The 13,646-nt window shown below is 72.7% G+C and carries 18 protein-coding genes; 11 read left to right on the top strand and 7 right to left on the bottom strand.

Going from position 1 to position 13,646, the window contains the following annotated elements; genetic code table 11:
- Positions 1 to 84 precede the first annotated feature (84 nt).
- Positions 85 to 1,260, bottom strand: a complete 1,176-nt coding sequence (locus MUY14_RS07560; RefSeq protein ID WP_247022044.1) for a YbdK family carboxylate-amine ligase — start codon at positions 1,258 to 1,260, stop codon at positions 85 to 87.
- A 276-nt stretch (positions 1,261 to 1,536) separates the two neighbouring features.
- Here MUY14_RS07560 and MUY14_RS07565 point away from each other — a divergent pair, with 276 nt between their 5' ends.
- From MUY14_RS07565 to MUY14_RS07575, 3 genes are all read left to right on the top strand, one after another.
- Positions 1,537 to 2,439: a hypothetical protein gene (locus tag MUY14_RS07565; protein ID WP_247022045.1), complete on the top strand. Its 903-nt coding sequence runs from the start codon at positions 1,537 to 1,539 to the stop codon at positions 2,437 to 2,439.
- Between the two features lie 169 nt (positions 2,440 to 2,608).
- Positions 2,609 to 2,965 carry an HPF/RaiA family ribosome-associated protein gene (locus MUY14_RS07570; protein WP_247022046.1) on the top strand — a complete coding sequence of 119 codons (357 nt, stop codon included), beginning with the start codon at positions 2,609 to 2,611 and terminating at the stop codon, positions 2,963 to 2,965.
- On the top strand, positions 2,962 to 3,408 hold the full coding sequence (locus tag MUY14_RS07575) for an STAS domain-containing protein (protein WP_247022047.1): 447 nt from the start codon (positions 2,962 to 2,964) through the stop codon (positions 3,406 to 3,408). The genes MUY14_RS07570 and MUY14_RS07575 overlap by 4 nt, the downstream gene beginning before the upstream one ends.
- A 51-nt stretch (positions 3,409 to 3,459) precedes the next feature.
- Here MUY14_RS07575 and MUY14_RS07580 read toward each other — a convergent pair whose 3' ends face one another.
- Both MUY14_RS07580 and MUY14_RS07585 read right to left on the bottom strand, forming a co-directional pair.
- Entirely contained in the window at positions 3,460 to 3,789 is a 330-nt protein-coding gene (locus MUY14_RS07580; RefSeq protein WP_247022048.1) for a hypothetical protein, read from the bottom strand.
- A 37-nt stretch (positions 3,790 to 3,826) separates the two neighbouring features.
- Positions 3,827 to 4,960 (bottom strand): AI-2E family transporter, encoded by a 1,134-nt coding sequence (locus MUY14_RS07585; protein ID WP_247022049.1) that lies wholly within the window; start codon positions 4,958 to 4,960, stop codon positions 3,827 to 3,829.
- A gap of 431 nt (positions 4,961 to 5,391) precedes the next feature.
- Here MUY14_RS07585 and MUY14_RS07590 point away from each other — a divergent pair, with 431 nt between their 5' ends.
- The 7 genes from MUY14_RS07590 (at position 5,392) to MUY14_RS07620 (ending at position 10,608) form a co-directional block, all read left to right on the top strand.
- The gene (locus tag MUY14_RS07590) at positions 5,392 to 6,423 is read left to right on the top strand and encodes an acyl-CoA desaturase (RefSeq protein ID WP_247022050.1); all 1,032 of its coding nucleotides are present in this window, start codon (positions 5,392 to 5,394) and stop codon (positions 6,421 to 6,423) included.
- The gene (locus MUY14_RS07595; protein WP_247022051.1) at positions 6,420 to 6,854 is read left to right on the top strand and encodes a DUF5994 family protein; all 435 of its coding nucleotides are present in this window, start codon (positions 6,420 to 6,422) and stop codon (positions 6,852 to 6,854) included. Before MUY14_RS07590 ends, MUY14_RS07595 begins: the two co-directional genes overlap by 4 nt.
- Positions 6,855 to 6,981: 127 nt before the next feature.
- Positions 6,982 to 7,584, top strand: coding sequence for a hypothetical protein (locus MUY14_RS07600; RefSeq protein WP_247022052.1), 603 nt, complete (start codon positions 6,982 to 6,984; stop codon positions 7,582 to 7,584).
- Between the two features lie 19 nt (positions 7,585 to 7,603).
- A complete protein-coding gene (locus tag MUY14_RS07605; RefSeq protein ID WP_247022053.1) occupies positions 7,604 to 8,167 on the top strand; it encodes a sigma-70 family RNA polymerase sigma factor in 564 nt (187 codons plus the stop codon).
- Between the two features lie 138 nt (positions 8,168 to 8,305).
- Positions 8,306 to 9,031 carry a GAF domain-containing protein gene (locus tag MUY14_RS07610; RefSeq protein ID WP_247022054.1) on the top strand — a complete coding sequence of 242 codons (726 nt, stop codon included), beginning with the start codon at positions 8,306 to 8,308 and terminating at the stop codon, positions 9,029 to 9,031.
- Positions 9,032 to 9,073: 42 nt separating this feature from the next.
- Positions 9,074 to 9,844: a GAF and ANTAR domain-containing protein gene (locus tag MUY14_RS07615; RefSeq protein WP_247022055.1), complete on the top strand. Its 771-nt coding sequence runs from the start codon at positions 9,074 to 9,076 to the stop codon at positions 9,842 to 9,844.
- A gap of 107 nt (positions 9,845 to 9,951) precedes the next feature.
- Positions 9,952 to 10,608: a phosphoribosyltransferase gene (locus MUY14_RS07620; protein WP_247022056.1), complete on the top strand. Its 657-nt coding sequence runs from the start codon at positions 9,952 to 9,954 to the stop codon at positions 10,606 to 10,608.
- 21 nt (positions 10,609 to 10,629) lie between these two features.
- Here the strand turns inward: MUY14_RS07620 and MUY14_RS07625 are convergent, their stop codons facing one another.
- A complete protein-coding gene (locus MUY14_RS07625) occupies positions 10,630 to 11,265 on the bottom strand; it encodes a hypothetical protein (protein WP_247022057.1) in 636 nt (211 codons plus the stop codon).
- 17 nt (positions 11,266 to 11,282) lie between these two features.
- Between MUY14_RS07625 and MUY14_RS07630 the strand changes: the two genes are divergently transcribed.
- Entirely contained in the window at positions 11,283 to 11,459 is a 177-nt protein-coding gene (locus MUY14_RS07630) for a hypothetical protein (RefSeq protein ID WP_247022058.1), read from the top strand.
- Positions 11,460 to 11,466: 7 nt separating this feature from the next.
- On the opposite strand, the gene MUY14_RS07635 is transcribed toward MUY14_RS07630, so the two are convergent.
- The 3 genes from MUY14_RS07635 to MUY14_RS07645 all read right to left on the bottom strand — a co-directional run bounded on the left by MUY14_RS07635 (position 11,467) and on the right by MUY14_RS07645 (position 13,614).
- The gene (locus MUY14_RS07635; protein ID WP_247022059.1) at positions 11,467 to 11,964 is read right to left on the bottom strand and encodes a GNAT family N-acetyltransferase; all 498 of its coding nucleotides are present in this window, start codon (positions 11,962 to 11,964) and stop codon (positions 11,467 to 11,469) included.
- A gap of 90 nt (positions 11,965 to 12,054) precedes the next feature.
- Positions 12,055 to 12,903 (bottom strand): slipin family protein, encoded by an 849-nt coding sequence (locus MUY14_RS07640; protein ID WP_247022060.1) that lies wholly within the window; start codon positions 12,901 to 12,903, stop codon positions 12,055 to 12,057.
- Positions 12,904 to 12,939: 36 nt separating this feature from the next.
- Positions 12,940 to 13,614, bottom strand: coding sequence for a BON domain-containing protein (locus tag MUY14_RS07645; protein WP_247022061.1), 675 nt, complete (start codon positions 13,612 to 13,614; stop codon positions 12,940 to 12,942).
- Positions 13,615 to 13,646 lie beyond the last annotated feature (32 nt).

The raw sequence follows: 13,646 nt of genomic DNA on the forward strand, positions 1-13,646 counted from the left end.
GACCTCGAATGGAGGCGACGGTTGCGGGTCCGGTCGGCGCGCGAGATCGGTCTGCCGCGGACCGAGGTCGTCCCCGGAGCCGGCTCAGCCGTCGTGGACGGCCACCGGTCGTCGCCTCGGTGCCGGGCCGTAGCCGCCTCTCCCGGCGAGTGTCGCCGAGGCCAGCTCCGCCACGAGCGCGGCCGGTGAGCCGGCGTCGGCGAACAGCGCGCGTTGGCGTGCCGCGCCGGTTTCCCCGGACCGCACCGCGGCGAGCTGCCGATCGATCGTCGCGAAGTCCCCGTTGGCCTGCAAGGCCGGCCGGACGTACTCCAGGAGCCGGGCAACGAGCACGTGGTTCGGGACGACCTGGCCTGTGCCGGGGTCGATGCCTTGGCCGGGGTAGCCGCCGCGGGCCGCTGCGGTGAGCGATGCGGCGACCGGCGCGGTCCGCACCGGCCGGGGCGCGAGGCCGGCCCGGGCCTCCGCGAGGATCGTGACCACCAGGGCGCGGATCAGCCCGGCGAGCAGCACCGCGTCTTCGGCCGTCAAGCCGACGTCCGCGATGCGGACTTCGACTGTCGGGTACTTCGGTGAGAGCCGGGCGTAGTAGTAGACCCCGTTCGCGTCCAACGCCTCGCCACGGCTTACCGCGCCGTCGACGCTCGCGGCGTAGGCGGTCGCGTCCGGCCAGTCCAGCGGCGGGTTCGCGGTCGGCCAGCGCGACCACAGCGGGTACCGCCCGCTGGCCCACCCGGAGTCCGCGTCGTGGGCGAGCGGCGAATTGGGGCTGATGGCGAGGAGCGGGGCGAGCCAGGGGCGCAGGCCGGCCAGGACCCGGACGCCGAGTGCCGGTGACGGGATGCCGACGTGCACGTGGCAGGCGCACGTGCCGGCGTCCGGGAGGAGAGCGGGATATCGGGCGGCCAGCGCGCGGTAGCGGGGTTCGGCGGTGACGCCGGGCAGGCCCGGCAGATCACCGCAGGGCGGCGTCCCGGACGCCAGTACCAGGCAGCCGGCGTGGCCGGCCGCGTCGGCCACGAGCCGGCGCAACCCGAGCAGCTCCGCCCGGATCTCGTCGAGGCGGGTGTGGATCCCGGTGGCGGTTTCGATCTGGAAGCGCAGGAACTCCGGCATCACGGCGGGTTCGCCGTCGAGCAGCTCCAGCACCCGGGGCGCGGCGAGCGCCACCCCACCGGTCGCCGGATCCGCGAGGACGAACTCCTCCTCCACACCGAGGGTGAGATCGTTCCTTTCCGGCAGGGAAAGTCGCACGTGCACGGCCGGGCTCCGTCCCTCGGTGGATCGCCAGTCTCAACCGGCTCACCCGGTCCTGCGTAGGGCCTCAGGTCACCCATCGGGGATCTTTCGGCCCTTTCGCGGTTGTGTTCCAGCGAATGCGCGTGAATGTTCCCGACCTTTTCAAAAGAATCTTCCGGCATTACCCTTCCGGTCGGTTCGTGGCGCTCACGATCGGTTGAACTCGGTTGACGCTCCGGACCCTGGTGGTGCATCCGGTCACGCCTGGAAACGGAGGCGCTGCCGTTCCGGGTCGAGGTGAGCGATCTCGAAGCGCTCGAGGCGACGACACGCGCGTTCCGCGCCCTCGACTACCGGTACGGCGGCGGGTACTGCCACACCCCGCTCGCCGCGCTCGCCTCGTGGACGGTTCTGCTGCGCGAGGGATCCGTGGCGCCGCGGCTGCGGCGCCGGCTTTGCCGCGGTCTGGCCGACCTGCACAACCTGCTGGCGTGGACGGAGTTCGACTCCGGTCGCGACGGGTCGGCGCTCCGGTCGTTCGACGTGGCGGCGGAGCTGGCCGGGGAAGCCGGGGACCACGATCTGCTCGCCAACGTCAGCTACCGGCGCGGTCGGCTGCACCTGCACCGCGGCTCGGTCGACGACGCGCTGGCGGAGTTCGATCGGGGGCAGGACGCGGCAGCGCGGGCCGTCCTTTCGATCAACCAGGCGTGGGCCTGGGCGATGCGGGCGGACGAGTCCGCCGCCTTGCGGTACCTGGGCCATGCGATCGACGCGTTCCCCGGCGAGGCGTCCGCGGCGCCCTGGACGCGGTTCTTCGACGCGAACGATCTCGCCGCCATGACCGGAACGGTCCGGGTCGAGCTCGGCCGTACCGTGGATCGCCACCACGCGGTGCTCGCGATCCCGTTCCTCGACGACGCAGTGGCCGCTTACGGGCCGGAGATGAGCAGAAGCCGCTCGCTGACCCAGATCATGCTCGCCCTCGCCCACACCCTCGGGCGTGACACCGAGGCGGCCGCACGGGTGGGGGCGGAGGCCATCAGCCTCGCCCGCGAAATCCGGTCGGTGCGCGCAAAGGGGCGCTTGCGGCCGCTGGAGGCCGCGCTCCGGGCCCGCCCGGGCAGCCGGGCCGGCGGGGAACTGCTGACCCGGATCGCCGAGTTCCGGGCGGAACCCGGGGACGTCCCGGCCGGCTGAGCCCGGCCGGAGGCTGTCACGGCAGCGCGGTGGCGGCGGGAAAAGGTCCCTTCGGCCTTCGGGTGGGGGACGTGTGACTCTGGGCGGATCGTCGCCGCGGTGGACACGATGGTCGGAGGCCGGACGCCCGCGTCGTGCAGACCCGGGCCGGCCGGCGAGAGGACAACGCATGCAGATCCAGATCAGCACGGAGCGGACCGTGCCCGGCGGCGAAGAGCTGGTCCGGTACTTCGAAGGAGAGCTGGCCGCCAAGTTGTCGCGGTTCAGCGACCACATCACGCGGCTGGAAGCCCACTTCAGCGAGGAATCCGCTGCCGCCGACGGAATGGACCGCCGCTGCGTGCTCGAAGCCCGGCCGACCGGACGCCGGACCGTGGCCGTCAGCCACCACGCGGGTTCGGTCGCCGAGGCGTGCCGGGGTGCCGTGCACAAACTCGAGAGCGTGCTCGAAGGTGTGTACGGGCGGACGGACCACCACAAGGGCGGGGACTCCATCCGGCACCAGGGTGGGCGGGCCGGGTCATGACCGCCCACTGTGGACAGAGCGGGTGGATCGTGCCGTCCGTCGTCATCGACTTCTCGCGCGCGCCGGTCGCCGGTCGCCGGCACCAGGATCTGACCATCACCGTGGAGCGGCTCGGCGAGACGCTGGTCGTCGCCGTGGCCGGGGACGTCGACCTCGGCACGGCGCCGATGCTCCACGACGTCCTGGACGCGAACCTGAGCCGGGCGCCGCGGCGGATCGTCGTGGACCTGTCGCTCGTGCGGTTCCTGAACGCCGCCGGGCTGGAGGTGCTGCTCGACGCCCACCGCCGGGGCTCCCCGGGCACCGACGTGCGGCTGGTCGCCACGACGCGCGCGACCCGGCGGCCGCTGCAGCTCACTCGCACGGATGAACGCCTGGCCGTCCACACCTCCAGGGCCGCGGCCATCGCCGCGCCGCGATGGGCGGCGGCGGGAACCCGCTGACCGCGGACCCCGTTCCACTGCTCGGCCGCGCCTGCGTGAAAGCGCGGCGGCTCAGATGCCGGTTCGCTCGTCGGAACCAGGTGGCCGGGCGTCGAGGATGTCGGTGGCCCGCACCAGGCTGATCTGCGCGTCCGAGGCGGACCCCTGCCGGCGGATGGGCACCCAGGTGGTGCTGGTGTGCTCGTCGCGCAGGCTGCGCCCCGCGACGGTCCCGACGGTTTCGCGCCACGCCGGGGTCGCGCGCGACGCGCGATCGGCGCGGTTGCGGTAGCGGACGAGCCACCCGGGTGGGTAGCCACCGCCGTGGCGCGTGGGCCAGTTCCGGTTCGCGCTCCCCGCGGTCCGTCCCGCCGGGTACGCATCGGTCTGCTCGTCGTCCACCGTGCCCGCCTTCGCTCGCGGCGCACGGAGTGCACCGTCATGCTTCGCCGGGGTCCGGGGCGCGGTCTTCCAGACTAGAACGGGTGGCCCCGGGCGCGGTTCGCCCGGGCGGGTGGTTCTCCGGCCGCGCGGTCAGGCTGCGCACGCCCGAGCTGAAGACGGCGAGCAGGGGCACGGCGAACAGGGCACCCACGATGCCGGCAGCGACCAGTCCGACCGCGAGGGCGAGGACCACGGCCAGGGGATGCAGCCGGACCGCGCGCCCGAGCAGCAGAGGCTGCAGGACGTGGCTTTCGAGTTGCATGACACCGACGACGACGGCGAGCACGATGACGGCCGCCCACACGCCGTTGGTCACCAGCGCCACGAGGACGGCGATCGCGCCCGCGATCACCGAGCCGATGACCGGGACGAACGCGCCGAGGAAGACCAGCGCGCTCAACGGAGCCGCCAGCGGGACCCCGATGATCACCAGCCCGAGGCCGATGCCGGCGGCGTCGACGAACGCGACGGCGGCGGTGCCGCGGATGTAGTGCGCCAGGGTGGTGAACCCGCTGCGCCCGGCCACGTCCACGCGGTCGCGCAGGCGGACCGGCACGGCCCGCAGCATGAACACCCAGATCACGCGGCCCTGGGCGAGGAAGAAGATCAGGCAGAAGACGACGAGCAGGGACTCGGCGAGCAGTTCCCCCACGGTCACCGCCGTGGTGAGCGCGCCCGAGGCGATCGCCGACTTGTTCCGGCCGAGCATGGCGGTCAGGTTGCCGAGCATCTCGTCGAGCTGGCCCTGGCTCAGGTGCAGCGGCCCGGTGCGCAACCAGGTGTGCAGGTCGGTCAGGCTCGCGGTGATCTGGTCGATCAGCCCGGGCATGCCGACGGTGACGCTGATGACCACGAACGTCACCACGCCGCCGGCCAGCGCGATTCCCCCGACCAGCACGATCGCGGCCGCCAGTCCGCGGGGGACCTTCTTGCCCGCCAGCCAGGAAACGGCCGGGGCGAACAGCCCCGCCAGCAGCAGGGCAACGGCGACCGGGACCAGCACCGAGGCCAGCTTGACGGCCAGGAAACCGACGACCGTCAGAGCGGCCGCGACGACCAGCGCGCGCCAGGCGACGGCGGCCGCGACGCGGAGCCCGTACGGTACCGGGGAAGAGTCGGGGTCCGGCATCGGATCAGCGCGCGATCGGGTGCGTTGCGATCATGAAGATCCTGCTCCTGGTGTGGGACGGCCGGACCGGCGATACTGCCGGTCGCCGCGAGAGCAGGGGCCGGACGCTCGGGAAGCCGCAGCCCGATCCTACCGCCGGCGGGCTTCCGGCGCGCCTGCGGCTTCGGCGGGATCGGTTCCACCGCGAGCGACCCGCCGCGCGTGTGTTCGCCACGCCAGGCGCGGTACCGGTCCGTGCCCGAGGGGATCCACGGGAATCTTTCCAGGGTTTCGTGCGTTGGAGAAAGTGGTTGCTCTCGTCCGCACAGCACCTTCGCGGACCTCTTGCAAGTCTTCACCTCCTCCGGGTTTGCTCCGCCGTCGGCGGGCGACCCGATGTTCACTCGCTCCGGACCCTGGCGAAGGCAGATGTCACGGAAAGAGCGATGGAAATGACCCACACCCTGGACCGCCCGCCCCGGGCCGCCGAGCCGATGCTCGCGGGCGAAAAGTCCCGCACCGAAACCTTTCTCGTCAAGCTGTTCGCGGTGGTGCCGTTGCTCGCGCTGGCCGCGGCGGTGCCGTTCGCGTGGGGCTGGGGCCTCGGCTGGACCGACGTCGCCCTGACGGTCGGGTTCTACTTCCTGACCGGGCTCGGGGTGACGATCGGGTTCCACCGCTACTTCACCCACGGAGCGTTCAAGGCCGGCCGCGGCCTGCGGATCGCGCTCGCCGTCACGGGCAGCATGGCGATGCAGGGGCCGGTGATCGGCTGGGTCGCCGACCACCGCCGTCACCACGCCTACGCCGACCGCGCCGGCGACCCGCACTCGCCGTGGCGCTACGGCACGTCCGCCGCCGCGCTCGCGAAGGGTTTCTGGCACGCCCACATGGGCTGGTTGTTCGACCGCGAGAAGACCAACGCGCAGCGGTTCGCGCCCGACCTGCTCGCCGACCGCGACATCGTCCGGATCGACCGCGGGTTCCCGGCGCTCACCGTGCTCACCCTGCTCGCCCCGGCACTGATCGGCGGCCTGGTGACGCTGTCCTGGTGGGGTGCGCTGACCGCGTTCTTCTGGGCCGGCCTGGTGCGGGTGGCGGTGCTGCACCACGTCACCTGGTCGGTGAATTCGCTGTGCCACCTGATCGGCGAACGGCCCTACGCCGCCCGCGACAAGTCCGCGAACTTCTGGCCGCTGGCCATCGCCTCGATGGGCGAGTCCTGGCACAACTCCCACCACGCCGACCCGACCGGCGCCCGCCACGGCGTCCGCCGTGGCCAGCTGGACATGTCCGCGCGGCTGATCTGGCTGTTCGAGAGGTTCGGCTGGGCCACCGACGTTCGCTGGCCCCGGCCCGAACACCTGGCCCGCAAGCTCAACCCCGGCTACACCGCGGCCCCCCGCGGGTTCGGCAAGCCGGAACGCGGACTGCTCACCGGGACACCGGCCCGGCAGCAGCCCGGCGACGGGAGCCGGTCATGACCGCCGTTCGCGACGAGGTGCGCCTGCAGCTGAAACCGGCGGCCGGCGGCGGCTACGTCGACGGAGCGTGGTGGCCGCGCTCCCGCGACGCCGGCGCCGAGTTCGCCGGCGTGCTCGCGGCGGTGCGCGACCAGGTCGGCCAGGTCGAGCGGATCAGCTACCCGCTGGGCGACGGCTGGGAGATCACCCACCGCAAACTCGTGGTGGACGGCCACCTCGTGCGGCTGGAAGGGTTCCACGCGATGCCGGCGGACACCCTGGCCCTCATCGGCACGCAACAGCGGCGCCTGATCCTGCTCGTCGTGGCACCCGGCACTCCGCACGACACCGCCACCACCGCCCTGAAAACCGCCGCGGACCCGGACAACACGGCGAGCCCCGACGACCTCCTCGCCGCGCGGACCGGGGTGCCGGCGCGGGCGAACGGGTAGCGAACGGGCGCCGGGGCTAGACTGGGCACCACGCCCCGGACCTCGGCGATCCTGGTTTCCCCGGCACGGCTTTCCCGGCCGGCGCCCGACCCGGACGGTGAGGCGCACGATGGTGGGACGTTTGGCGGTGGCCGTTCTGATCGGTCCCGTCAGTGCCCTGGCCGCGATCGGTGCCCTCACCTTGCCGGGCGACGTCCTGTTCGGCTGGATCCTGCTGGGCGCCGGCACGGGGATCCTCGTCGCTTTCGGCGCTTCCCGGCTCCGGCGTGGGCGGGATGCGGCGCGGGGACCCGATCTACCGGTGGGCGTGGCCACGGCGGCGGCGTTCGTCACGGTGTGCCTGGTCCTCGTCGGCTTGCTCGCGACCGTGGGCGGCGCCCTGACGGCGACCTTCCTGGTCCTCCTGGTCTCCGGGGGGCTGGGGGCCGGCTATCGCCACCGCGTCACGCCGCCCACCGCGCCGGGGCTCCACGACGGCCCGGTCGCGCGCCCCGTGCCGCCCGTCCCGGTGGCCGACCTGGCCACCGAGGACCTGTGCGTGGCGTGGCGGCGCAGTTACTTCCTCCTGCTCCTCGCCACCGACGAGCCGGCTCGCCGGCTCGTCGTCCAGCGCCGGCAGGACTTCCTCGACGAGATCGAACGACGGGACCGCCGCGGATTCCTCCGCTGGCTCGACAGCGGCGCCAAGGCGGGCAGCGATCCCGGCCCGTACCTGACCACGCGAAGCTGACCGAGGAGGGAAGGACATCATGTGGGTCGACGGCGCACTCCTGGCGTCAGCGGTGTCGGGCGACCGCGCCGCGACGGGCGCGTTGCTGGGTCTGCTGCACCCGGGCGTGCTGCAGTACTGCCGGGCGCGGCTGGGGGACCGGTGGCACCGCGACAGCGATGCGGACGACTGCGCGCAGGAGGTCCTGATCGGCGTGCTGGGCGCGCTGCCGGGCTACCGGCACGGTGCCGGCAAGTTCGTCGGTTTCGTGTACGGCGTCGCCGCGCACAAGGTCGTCGACACGTACCGGCGCCGCGGTGCCGATGTCAGCGTCCCGGTTCCGGCGTTCGCTCCGGAACCCGCCGGGCACCAGGAACCGCTCCACCACGTCGAAGACCTCGAGTGGCGGCAGCGGCTGCACCACCTGCTCGCCCTGCTGGCACCGCAGCAGCGCGACGTCGTGGTCCTGCGGGTCATGGTCGGCCTGTCCGCCCAAGACACGGCCGCGGTGCTCGGGGTCGCCAGCCCGGGAGCGGTGCGGGTGAGCCAGCATCGGGCGCTGACCTCGCTGCGCCGGCACCTAGCCGCCGCGCCGGTGCCGTGATGGCCCGGGCCGGCCCGCGGTTGCGGGTAGGGTGGGTGCCCGCGGCCGCGACAGCGGTGCTGATCCGGACCTGGCTGTGTCCGAGTTGGTGTGGCGATCACGTGCACCGACATGGGCGGAACTGGATGTGGAAACGCGGTGGCTGAGGTCGAAGTCTTGCGCGCGAGTGTGCTGGCCGCCCTGGGCGAGGGAGGGGCCGGCAGCGGCGTCGACGTCGTCGGGCGGGTGTGCCGAGCGTGCGTGCGCCTGTTACCGGTGGACGGCGCGGCGGTGTCGGTGATGGTCGACGCCGGGCACCGGGAGGTCGTCTACGCGAGCGACGCGGTGAGCACCGCGCTGGCGGAGCTGCAGTTCTCCCTGGGGGAAGGGCCGTGCTTCGAGGCGTACAGCCTCGGTGGCCCTGTGCTGGTGCCGGATCTGGCAGCGGGATCGCCACCGGCGTGGCCGGTGTTCGCGGCCGAGGCCGCGGCACAGCCGGTGGCCGCGTTGTTCACGTTCCCGGTGCAGATCGGCGCGGTCCGGGTGGCGACCCTCGACACCTATCGGTCGACACCGGGCTCGCTGAGCGCCGGCGAGCTGTCGACGGCCCTGCAGGTGGCCGACATCGCGGCGCTCGCCCTGTCGGGACTGCGCGGCGGAGGTGGTCTTTGGCTCGACGGGGACGGGCGGTGGATGGCGGGCGCGGGGATGCGGCACCGGGAGGTGCACCAGGCCACCGGGATGTTGATCGCGCACCTGGACCTGCCCGCGTCCGCCGCGTTGGCCCGGTTGCGAGCGTACGCGTTCGGGCACGGACGTTCCCTGCTCGAGGTCGCGGCCGACATCGTGGCCGGGCGACTGCGACTGGACGAGGAGTTCGGGTGAGGATCACCATGAAAGCAGCTGACGAACCAGGAGATGGTGGGCATGGCCGACCGTGAACGACAAGTGACCCGGGCGTTCGTCGCGCTGGCGGACACGCTGGTCGACGACTACGACGTCGCCGACCTGCTGCACACGCTGGTGCAGCAGTGCGTGGAGCTGCTCGACGTCGCCGCGGCCGGGCTGACCCTGGTCGACGAGCGGGGCGGCTTGCAGCTGCTCGCCTCCTCCACCGAGCAGGCGCGGCTGCTCGAGCTGTTCCAGCTCGACATCGACGAAGGGCCGTGCATCGAGTGCTTCACGACCAGCACGCCGGTGCTGGTGGCCGACATCGCCGCGCAGGCCGCGCGGTGGCCGCGGTTCGCCATCGAGGCGGCCAAGGACGGGTTCGCGTCGGTGCACGCGCTGCCGTTGCGACTGCGCAAACAGACGATCGGAGCGCTGAACCTCTTCGGGCTGAACTCGGGGGACCTGTCGGCGGACGACGTGGCACTGGCGCAGGGGCTGGCCGACACCGCGACCATCGGCATCCTCCACGAACGAGCCTTCCGCCGAGGGGAGATCCTCTCCGAGCAGCTGCAGACCGCGTTGAACAGCCGGGTGATCATCGAGCAGGCCAAGGGTGTGCTCGCCGTCAGCGGGCAGCTGAGCATGGACGCGGCCTTCCAGGCCCTGCGCGGCTTCGCCCGGCGGAACAACCTCCGGCTCAGCGACGTCGCACGCGCGCTGGCCGACCGCGATCTCGCTCCCGCGGTCGTGCTGGCCCCCGTGGAGACGGCCACTCCCACTCACCTGGGTCCGTTGCGGCACCGGTGAAAGGGTGCCGAACGGTCCACCTGGCGGTGACCAACGGCCCTCGCGCCGCGGACGCGGTGCCGTGATGCTGGAGCCGGCCGAACGGCCTTCGACTCCCGGGAGTGCCCATGCGGTTCCGTGATCGCCGGGAAGCCGGCGAGCGGCTGGCCCTGCGGTTGCGACCGCTGCGCGGCGACCGGGCTGTGGTCCTCGGCCTGTCCGAGGGCGGGCTGGTGGTGGCCGGCGAGATCGCCGACGTCCTCGGCGCGCCGCTGGACATCCTGCTCACCGGCCGGATCGAGGCCGCGGGGCCGCCGCCGACGACGCTCGGCGCCGTCGGGGAGGGCGGCTTGGCCGTCTGGGACCACGACGCCATCCGCCGGTTCGACATCGAGGCGGGCGAGCTCACCCGGCTCGCCGACGAAGCGCGGGCCGGGCTGGCCCGGCAGATCACCGGGTACCGGGGCACGGTGGTGCCGGCGGCGATCGCCGGCCGCACGGTCGTCCTCGCCGACGACGGCGCCGCCACCGGCACGACCGCGCACACGGCGATCCGCGTCCTGCGGGCCCGCCAGGTCCGCCGGATCGTGCTGGCGGTTCCGGTCGCCCAGGCCGACGTGGTCGACCGGCTCGCCCGGGAGGTGGACCAGTTCGTCTGCCTGCGCACGCTGCCCTGGCTGCACGCGGTCGGCAACAGCTACCGGAAGTTCCCCGCGGTCGCCGACACCGAGGCGCTCGAACTGCTGCACCGCGAACCCCGCCTGCCGACCGAGGTCCGCCGGTGACGTCCACAGTGGACTGACAAGTCAGCTCTGGAGGCGCACGGTGATTTCGTCGCCCAGCGCCGCGCCGCCCGCCAGCTCGAGGTCGTCGCCGCTCCAGAACCGGCCGGCGTCGTACCAGTTCGGCCGGCGGCCCGGGGACAGCAGGCCCATGGCTTCGTAGGTCAGAGCGACGATCTCGGCGCAGTAAGCGCTTTCGAGGCCGGCCTCCCGGGCCTCCCGCCTGCGCCGGGGCAGCCGGCCGCCGAGCCAGCGCGACGCGAGGCGCGCGGTCGACGGGAACGGCGTGCCGTCCAGCCGCGCGATCGTCCGCAGGACTGCGTCCTCCACCTCCCCGGTGACCGGGTGGTCGAGCTGGCGCAGCCACACCCGCTGGTGGTACTTCTCCGCCCACACGAGCACCGCCTGGCGCAGGTCGTGCAGCTGGGCGCCCCGCTGGTGGGTCCCGGACCAGACGTCCGGCAGGGCCCGCCCCAGCTCCGCGTGCCACAGCAGCGGCGGCAGGTCCTCGATCACCACGGCCATGCCGACGTGGTTGACCGGGCTGTTCGTCACGACGCGGATCGTGCGGTCGGCCGCGGACCGGCCCCGGAACAGCCACAGGTCACCCGTGCGCGTCCCGGCCACGGCTTCGTCGAAATCCAGCTCGCTCCCCGGCACGGCAGTAGCCTAGGCCGATGCGCTGGTGGAAGACAGTGGGACTGGCCGGGCTCGTCGGGGTCGCCGCGACCGGGGTGGTGATCGCCCGGGAAGAACGCCGGCGGCGGGCCTACACCCCGGACGAGATCCGCGAACGGCTGCACGCCCGCCTGGATGCCTCGTCACCGACGCCCCAGGACCGAACCGACGGCTGACCGGACGTCACTCCGGGGAGCGGTTCCGCCCCGGCAGGCCGGGGCGGAACGGGATGCCCAGTGCCGCGAAGACGCCGAGCATCTTCGCGTTTCCCGCGTCCACGTCGGCGACGAGCATCCGCACACCCTCGTGTTCCGCCGAGACGACGAGCTGTTCGAGCAGCAAGGCCGCCACGCCGAGCGTCGGGCCGTGGCCGTCGACCGCCAGCGCGACCTGCGCTTCGGCCGGGTCGGTGAGGATGTCGTAGCGGGCGATGCCCACCAGCCGGGAGTGCAGGAAACACCCCACCGCGGTGTGCCCGACGCCGGAGCCGCGGGACAGCTGCGTCGAAAGCTCGGCCAGGCCGGCCACGCCGAGACCGAAGAACCGCAGGTGCCGATCCCGCCCGGAGACCCGGGCCCGCAGCGCGAGGACCGCGGCGGCGTCGCGAGCTTCCAGCGTGCGCACCCAGGCGACTTCGCCGTCCGGGAGCAGGGCTCGTACCGGTGGGGTGGCGGTGGACATGGCGTGCTCCTCACGGTTCCGGCGGCCCGCCCGAGTCCGCGGTGCTCTGTCCTTTTCGGACAGAACACCGCGGAGTCCGTGGGCCGCGGGTCAGCGGTCTTCGGCCCGGGTTCCGTTCACGGCCGCTTTCGGCGGCACGATCGGGGCCGTGGTGACCGGTTCCGGCCGGGTCGCGGCGGCGCTCTCGCGGGCCAGGAAGGAGCCCAGCTCGCCGATGGTGCTCATCAGCGGGGCGGGGAAGACGACGGTGGTGTTCTTGTCCACGCCGATCTCCACCAGGCTCTGCAGGTTGCGCAGCTGCAGCGCGAGCGGGTGCGCCATCATCGTGTCGGACGCGTCGCCGAGTGCGGCGGCGGCCAGGGATTCGCCTTCGGCGCTGATGATCTTGGCGCGCTTTTCGCGTTCCGCTTCGGCCTGCCTGGCCATCGCCCGCTTCATCGTGTCCGGCAGCTGGATGTCCTTCAGTTCCACCAAAGTCACTTCCACACCCCAGTCGAGAGTGGTGACGTCCAGGATCCGGCGGATGTCGACGTTGATGCTGTCGGTCTCGGACAGCGTCTCGTCCAGCGTGTGCTGCCCGACGACCTTCCGCAACGTGGTTTGGGCGATCTGGTCGATCGCGGCGTAGACGTTCTCGATCGCGACGACCGACTTCACCGCGTCCCGCACCCGGAAGTACGCCACCGCGGACACGTCGACGCTCACGTTGTCCCGGGTGATGATGCCCTGGGACTGGATCGGCATCGTGATGATCCGCAACGGCACCCGGCGCAGGACGTCGACGACGGGGATGATCAGCCGCAACCCCGGCTCGCACACGCCGATCACCCGGCCGAGCCGGAACAGGACACCCTGTTCGTACTGCTTGACGATCCGCACCGCGGTAGCGAGGAGAAGCAGCAGCGCGGCGGCGATGAGGACGATCACGAGAACGTTCATGGTGCTCCAGACTTCGCGGCTAGCGCGGGAGGAGGCTCAGCCGGAGAGCTTCACCTGGTTGTCGACCGCGGTCACGCCGGGGGCGAACCACGCGGTCTGCTCGGCCGAACGGCGTTCGGCCGGGGTGAGGACCTGGCCGGTCAGGGTGACCTGGCCGTCGTCGATGCCGACCTCGACGTGCTGCGCGAACCCCGGGGCGTGCCGGGCGAGCGCCGCGACGATCTGCGCCTTGGTCTCGGCTGCCGAGACACCCGGCGAAGGCCGCAGCGTGATCAGGTTGCGCACCCCGCTGATGCCGGGGAGCACGGCCACCGCCCGGCGGGCGGCTTCACGCTGGTGGTGCCAGTCCACCGAGCCGCGCAGGGTGACGACCTGGTCGCGCACGTCGACCTGCACCGAGTCCTTCGGTACGAGGATCGTGTGGTGGTCGAACACGGCCATGGCCGCCCGGGCGAGATCCGCGTCCACCGGAACGTCTTGACCGTGCCGGACGATGATCTTGTCCGTGGTCGTGGTCACGCCCTGGACCCGGGCCGCGGCGCGCAGCGCCTCTTCCTTCTCGGGGTAGGTGCCCACGTGCCCGGACAGCGCCGCGACACCGCCCGAGACGGTCACGCCGATCCCTTCGGCGTTGACGCTGGGGGTCCAGGCGAGTTCATCGGTGACAGCGGTCTTGAGGTGATGATCGGGCCTGTGCTGGATCTCTGTCATCCCTCCACCGTGGTCCGCGCGCCCCGCGCGGC

The sequence above is a fragment of the Amycolatopsis sp. FBCC-B4732 genome (assembly GCF_023008405.1).
GTDB classification, from domain to species: Bacteria; Actinomycetota; Actinomycetes; order Mycobacteriales; family Pseudonocardiaceae; genus Amycolatopsis; species Amycolatopsis pretoriensis_A.

Coding starts and splice junctions, on each gene's coding strand:
- MUY14_RS07630 (WP_247022058.1), top strand. CDS start 11,283: ATGCGCTGGTGGAAGACAGTGGGACTGGCCGGGCTCGTCGGGGTCGCC.
- MUY14_RS07635 (WP_247022059.1), bottom strand. CDS start 11,964: ATGTCCACCGCCACCCCACCGGTACGAGCCCTGCTCCCGGACGGCGAA.
- MUY14_RS07590 (WP_247022050.1), top strand. CDS start 5,392: ATGACCCACACCCTGGACCGCCCGCCCCGGGCCGCCGAGCCGATGCTC.
- MUY14_RS07620 (WP_247022056.1), top strand. CDS start 9,952: ATGCGGTTCCGTGATCGCCGGGAAGCCGGCGAGCGGCTGGCCCTGCGG.
- MUY14_RS07615 (WP_247022055.1), top strand. CDS start 9,074: ATGGCCGACCGTGAACGACAAGTGACCCGGGCGTTCGTCGCGCTGGCG.
- MUY14_RS07645 (WP_247022061.1), bottom strand. CDS start 13,614: ATGACAGAGATCCAGCACAGGCCCGATCATCACCTCAAGACCGCTGTC.
- MUY14_RS07585 (WP_247022049.1), bottom strand. CDS start 4,960: ATGCCGGACCCCGACTCTTCCCCGGTACCGTACGGGCTCCGCGTCGCG.
- MUY14_RS07575 (WP_247022047.1), top strand. CDS start 2,962: ATGACCGCCCACTGTGGACAGAGCGGGTGGATCGTGCCGTCCGTCGTC.
- MUY14_RS07605 (WP_247022053.1), top strand. CDS start 7,604: ATGTGGGTCGACGGCGCACTCCTGGCGTCAGCGGTGTCGGGCGACCGC.
- MUY14_RS07640 (WP_247022060.1), bottom strand. CDS start 12,903: ATGAACGTTCTCGTGATCGTCCTCATCGCCGCCGCGCTGCTGCTTCTC.
- MUY14_RS07595 (WP_247022051.1), top strand. CDS start 6,420: ATGACCGCCGTTCGCGACGAGGTGCGCCTGCAGCTGAAACCGGCGGCC.
- MUY14_RS07570 (WP_247022046.1), top strand. CDS start 2,609: ATGCAGATCCAGATCAGCACGGAGCGGACCGTGCCCGGCGGCGAAGAG.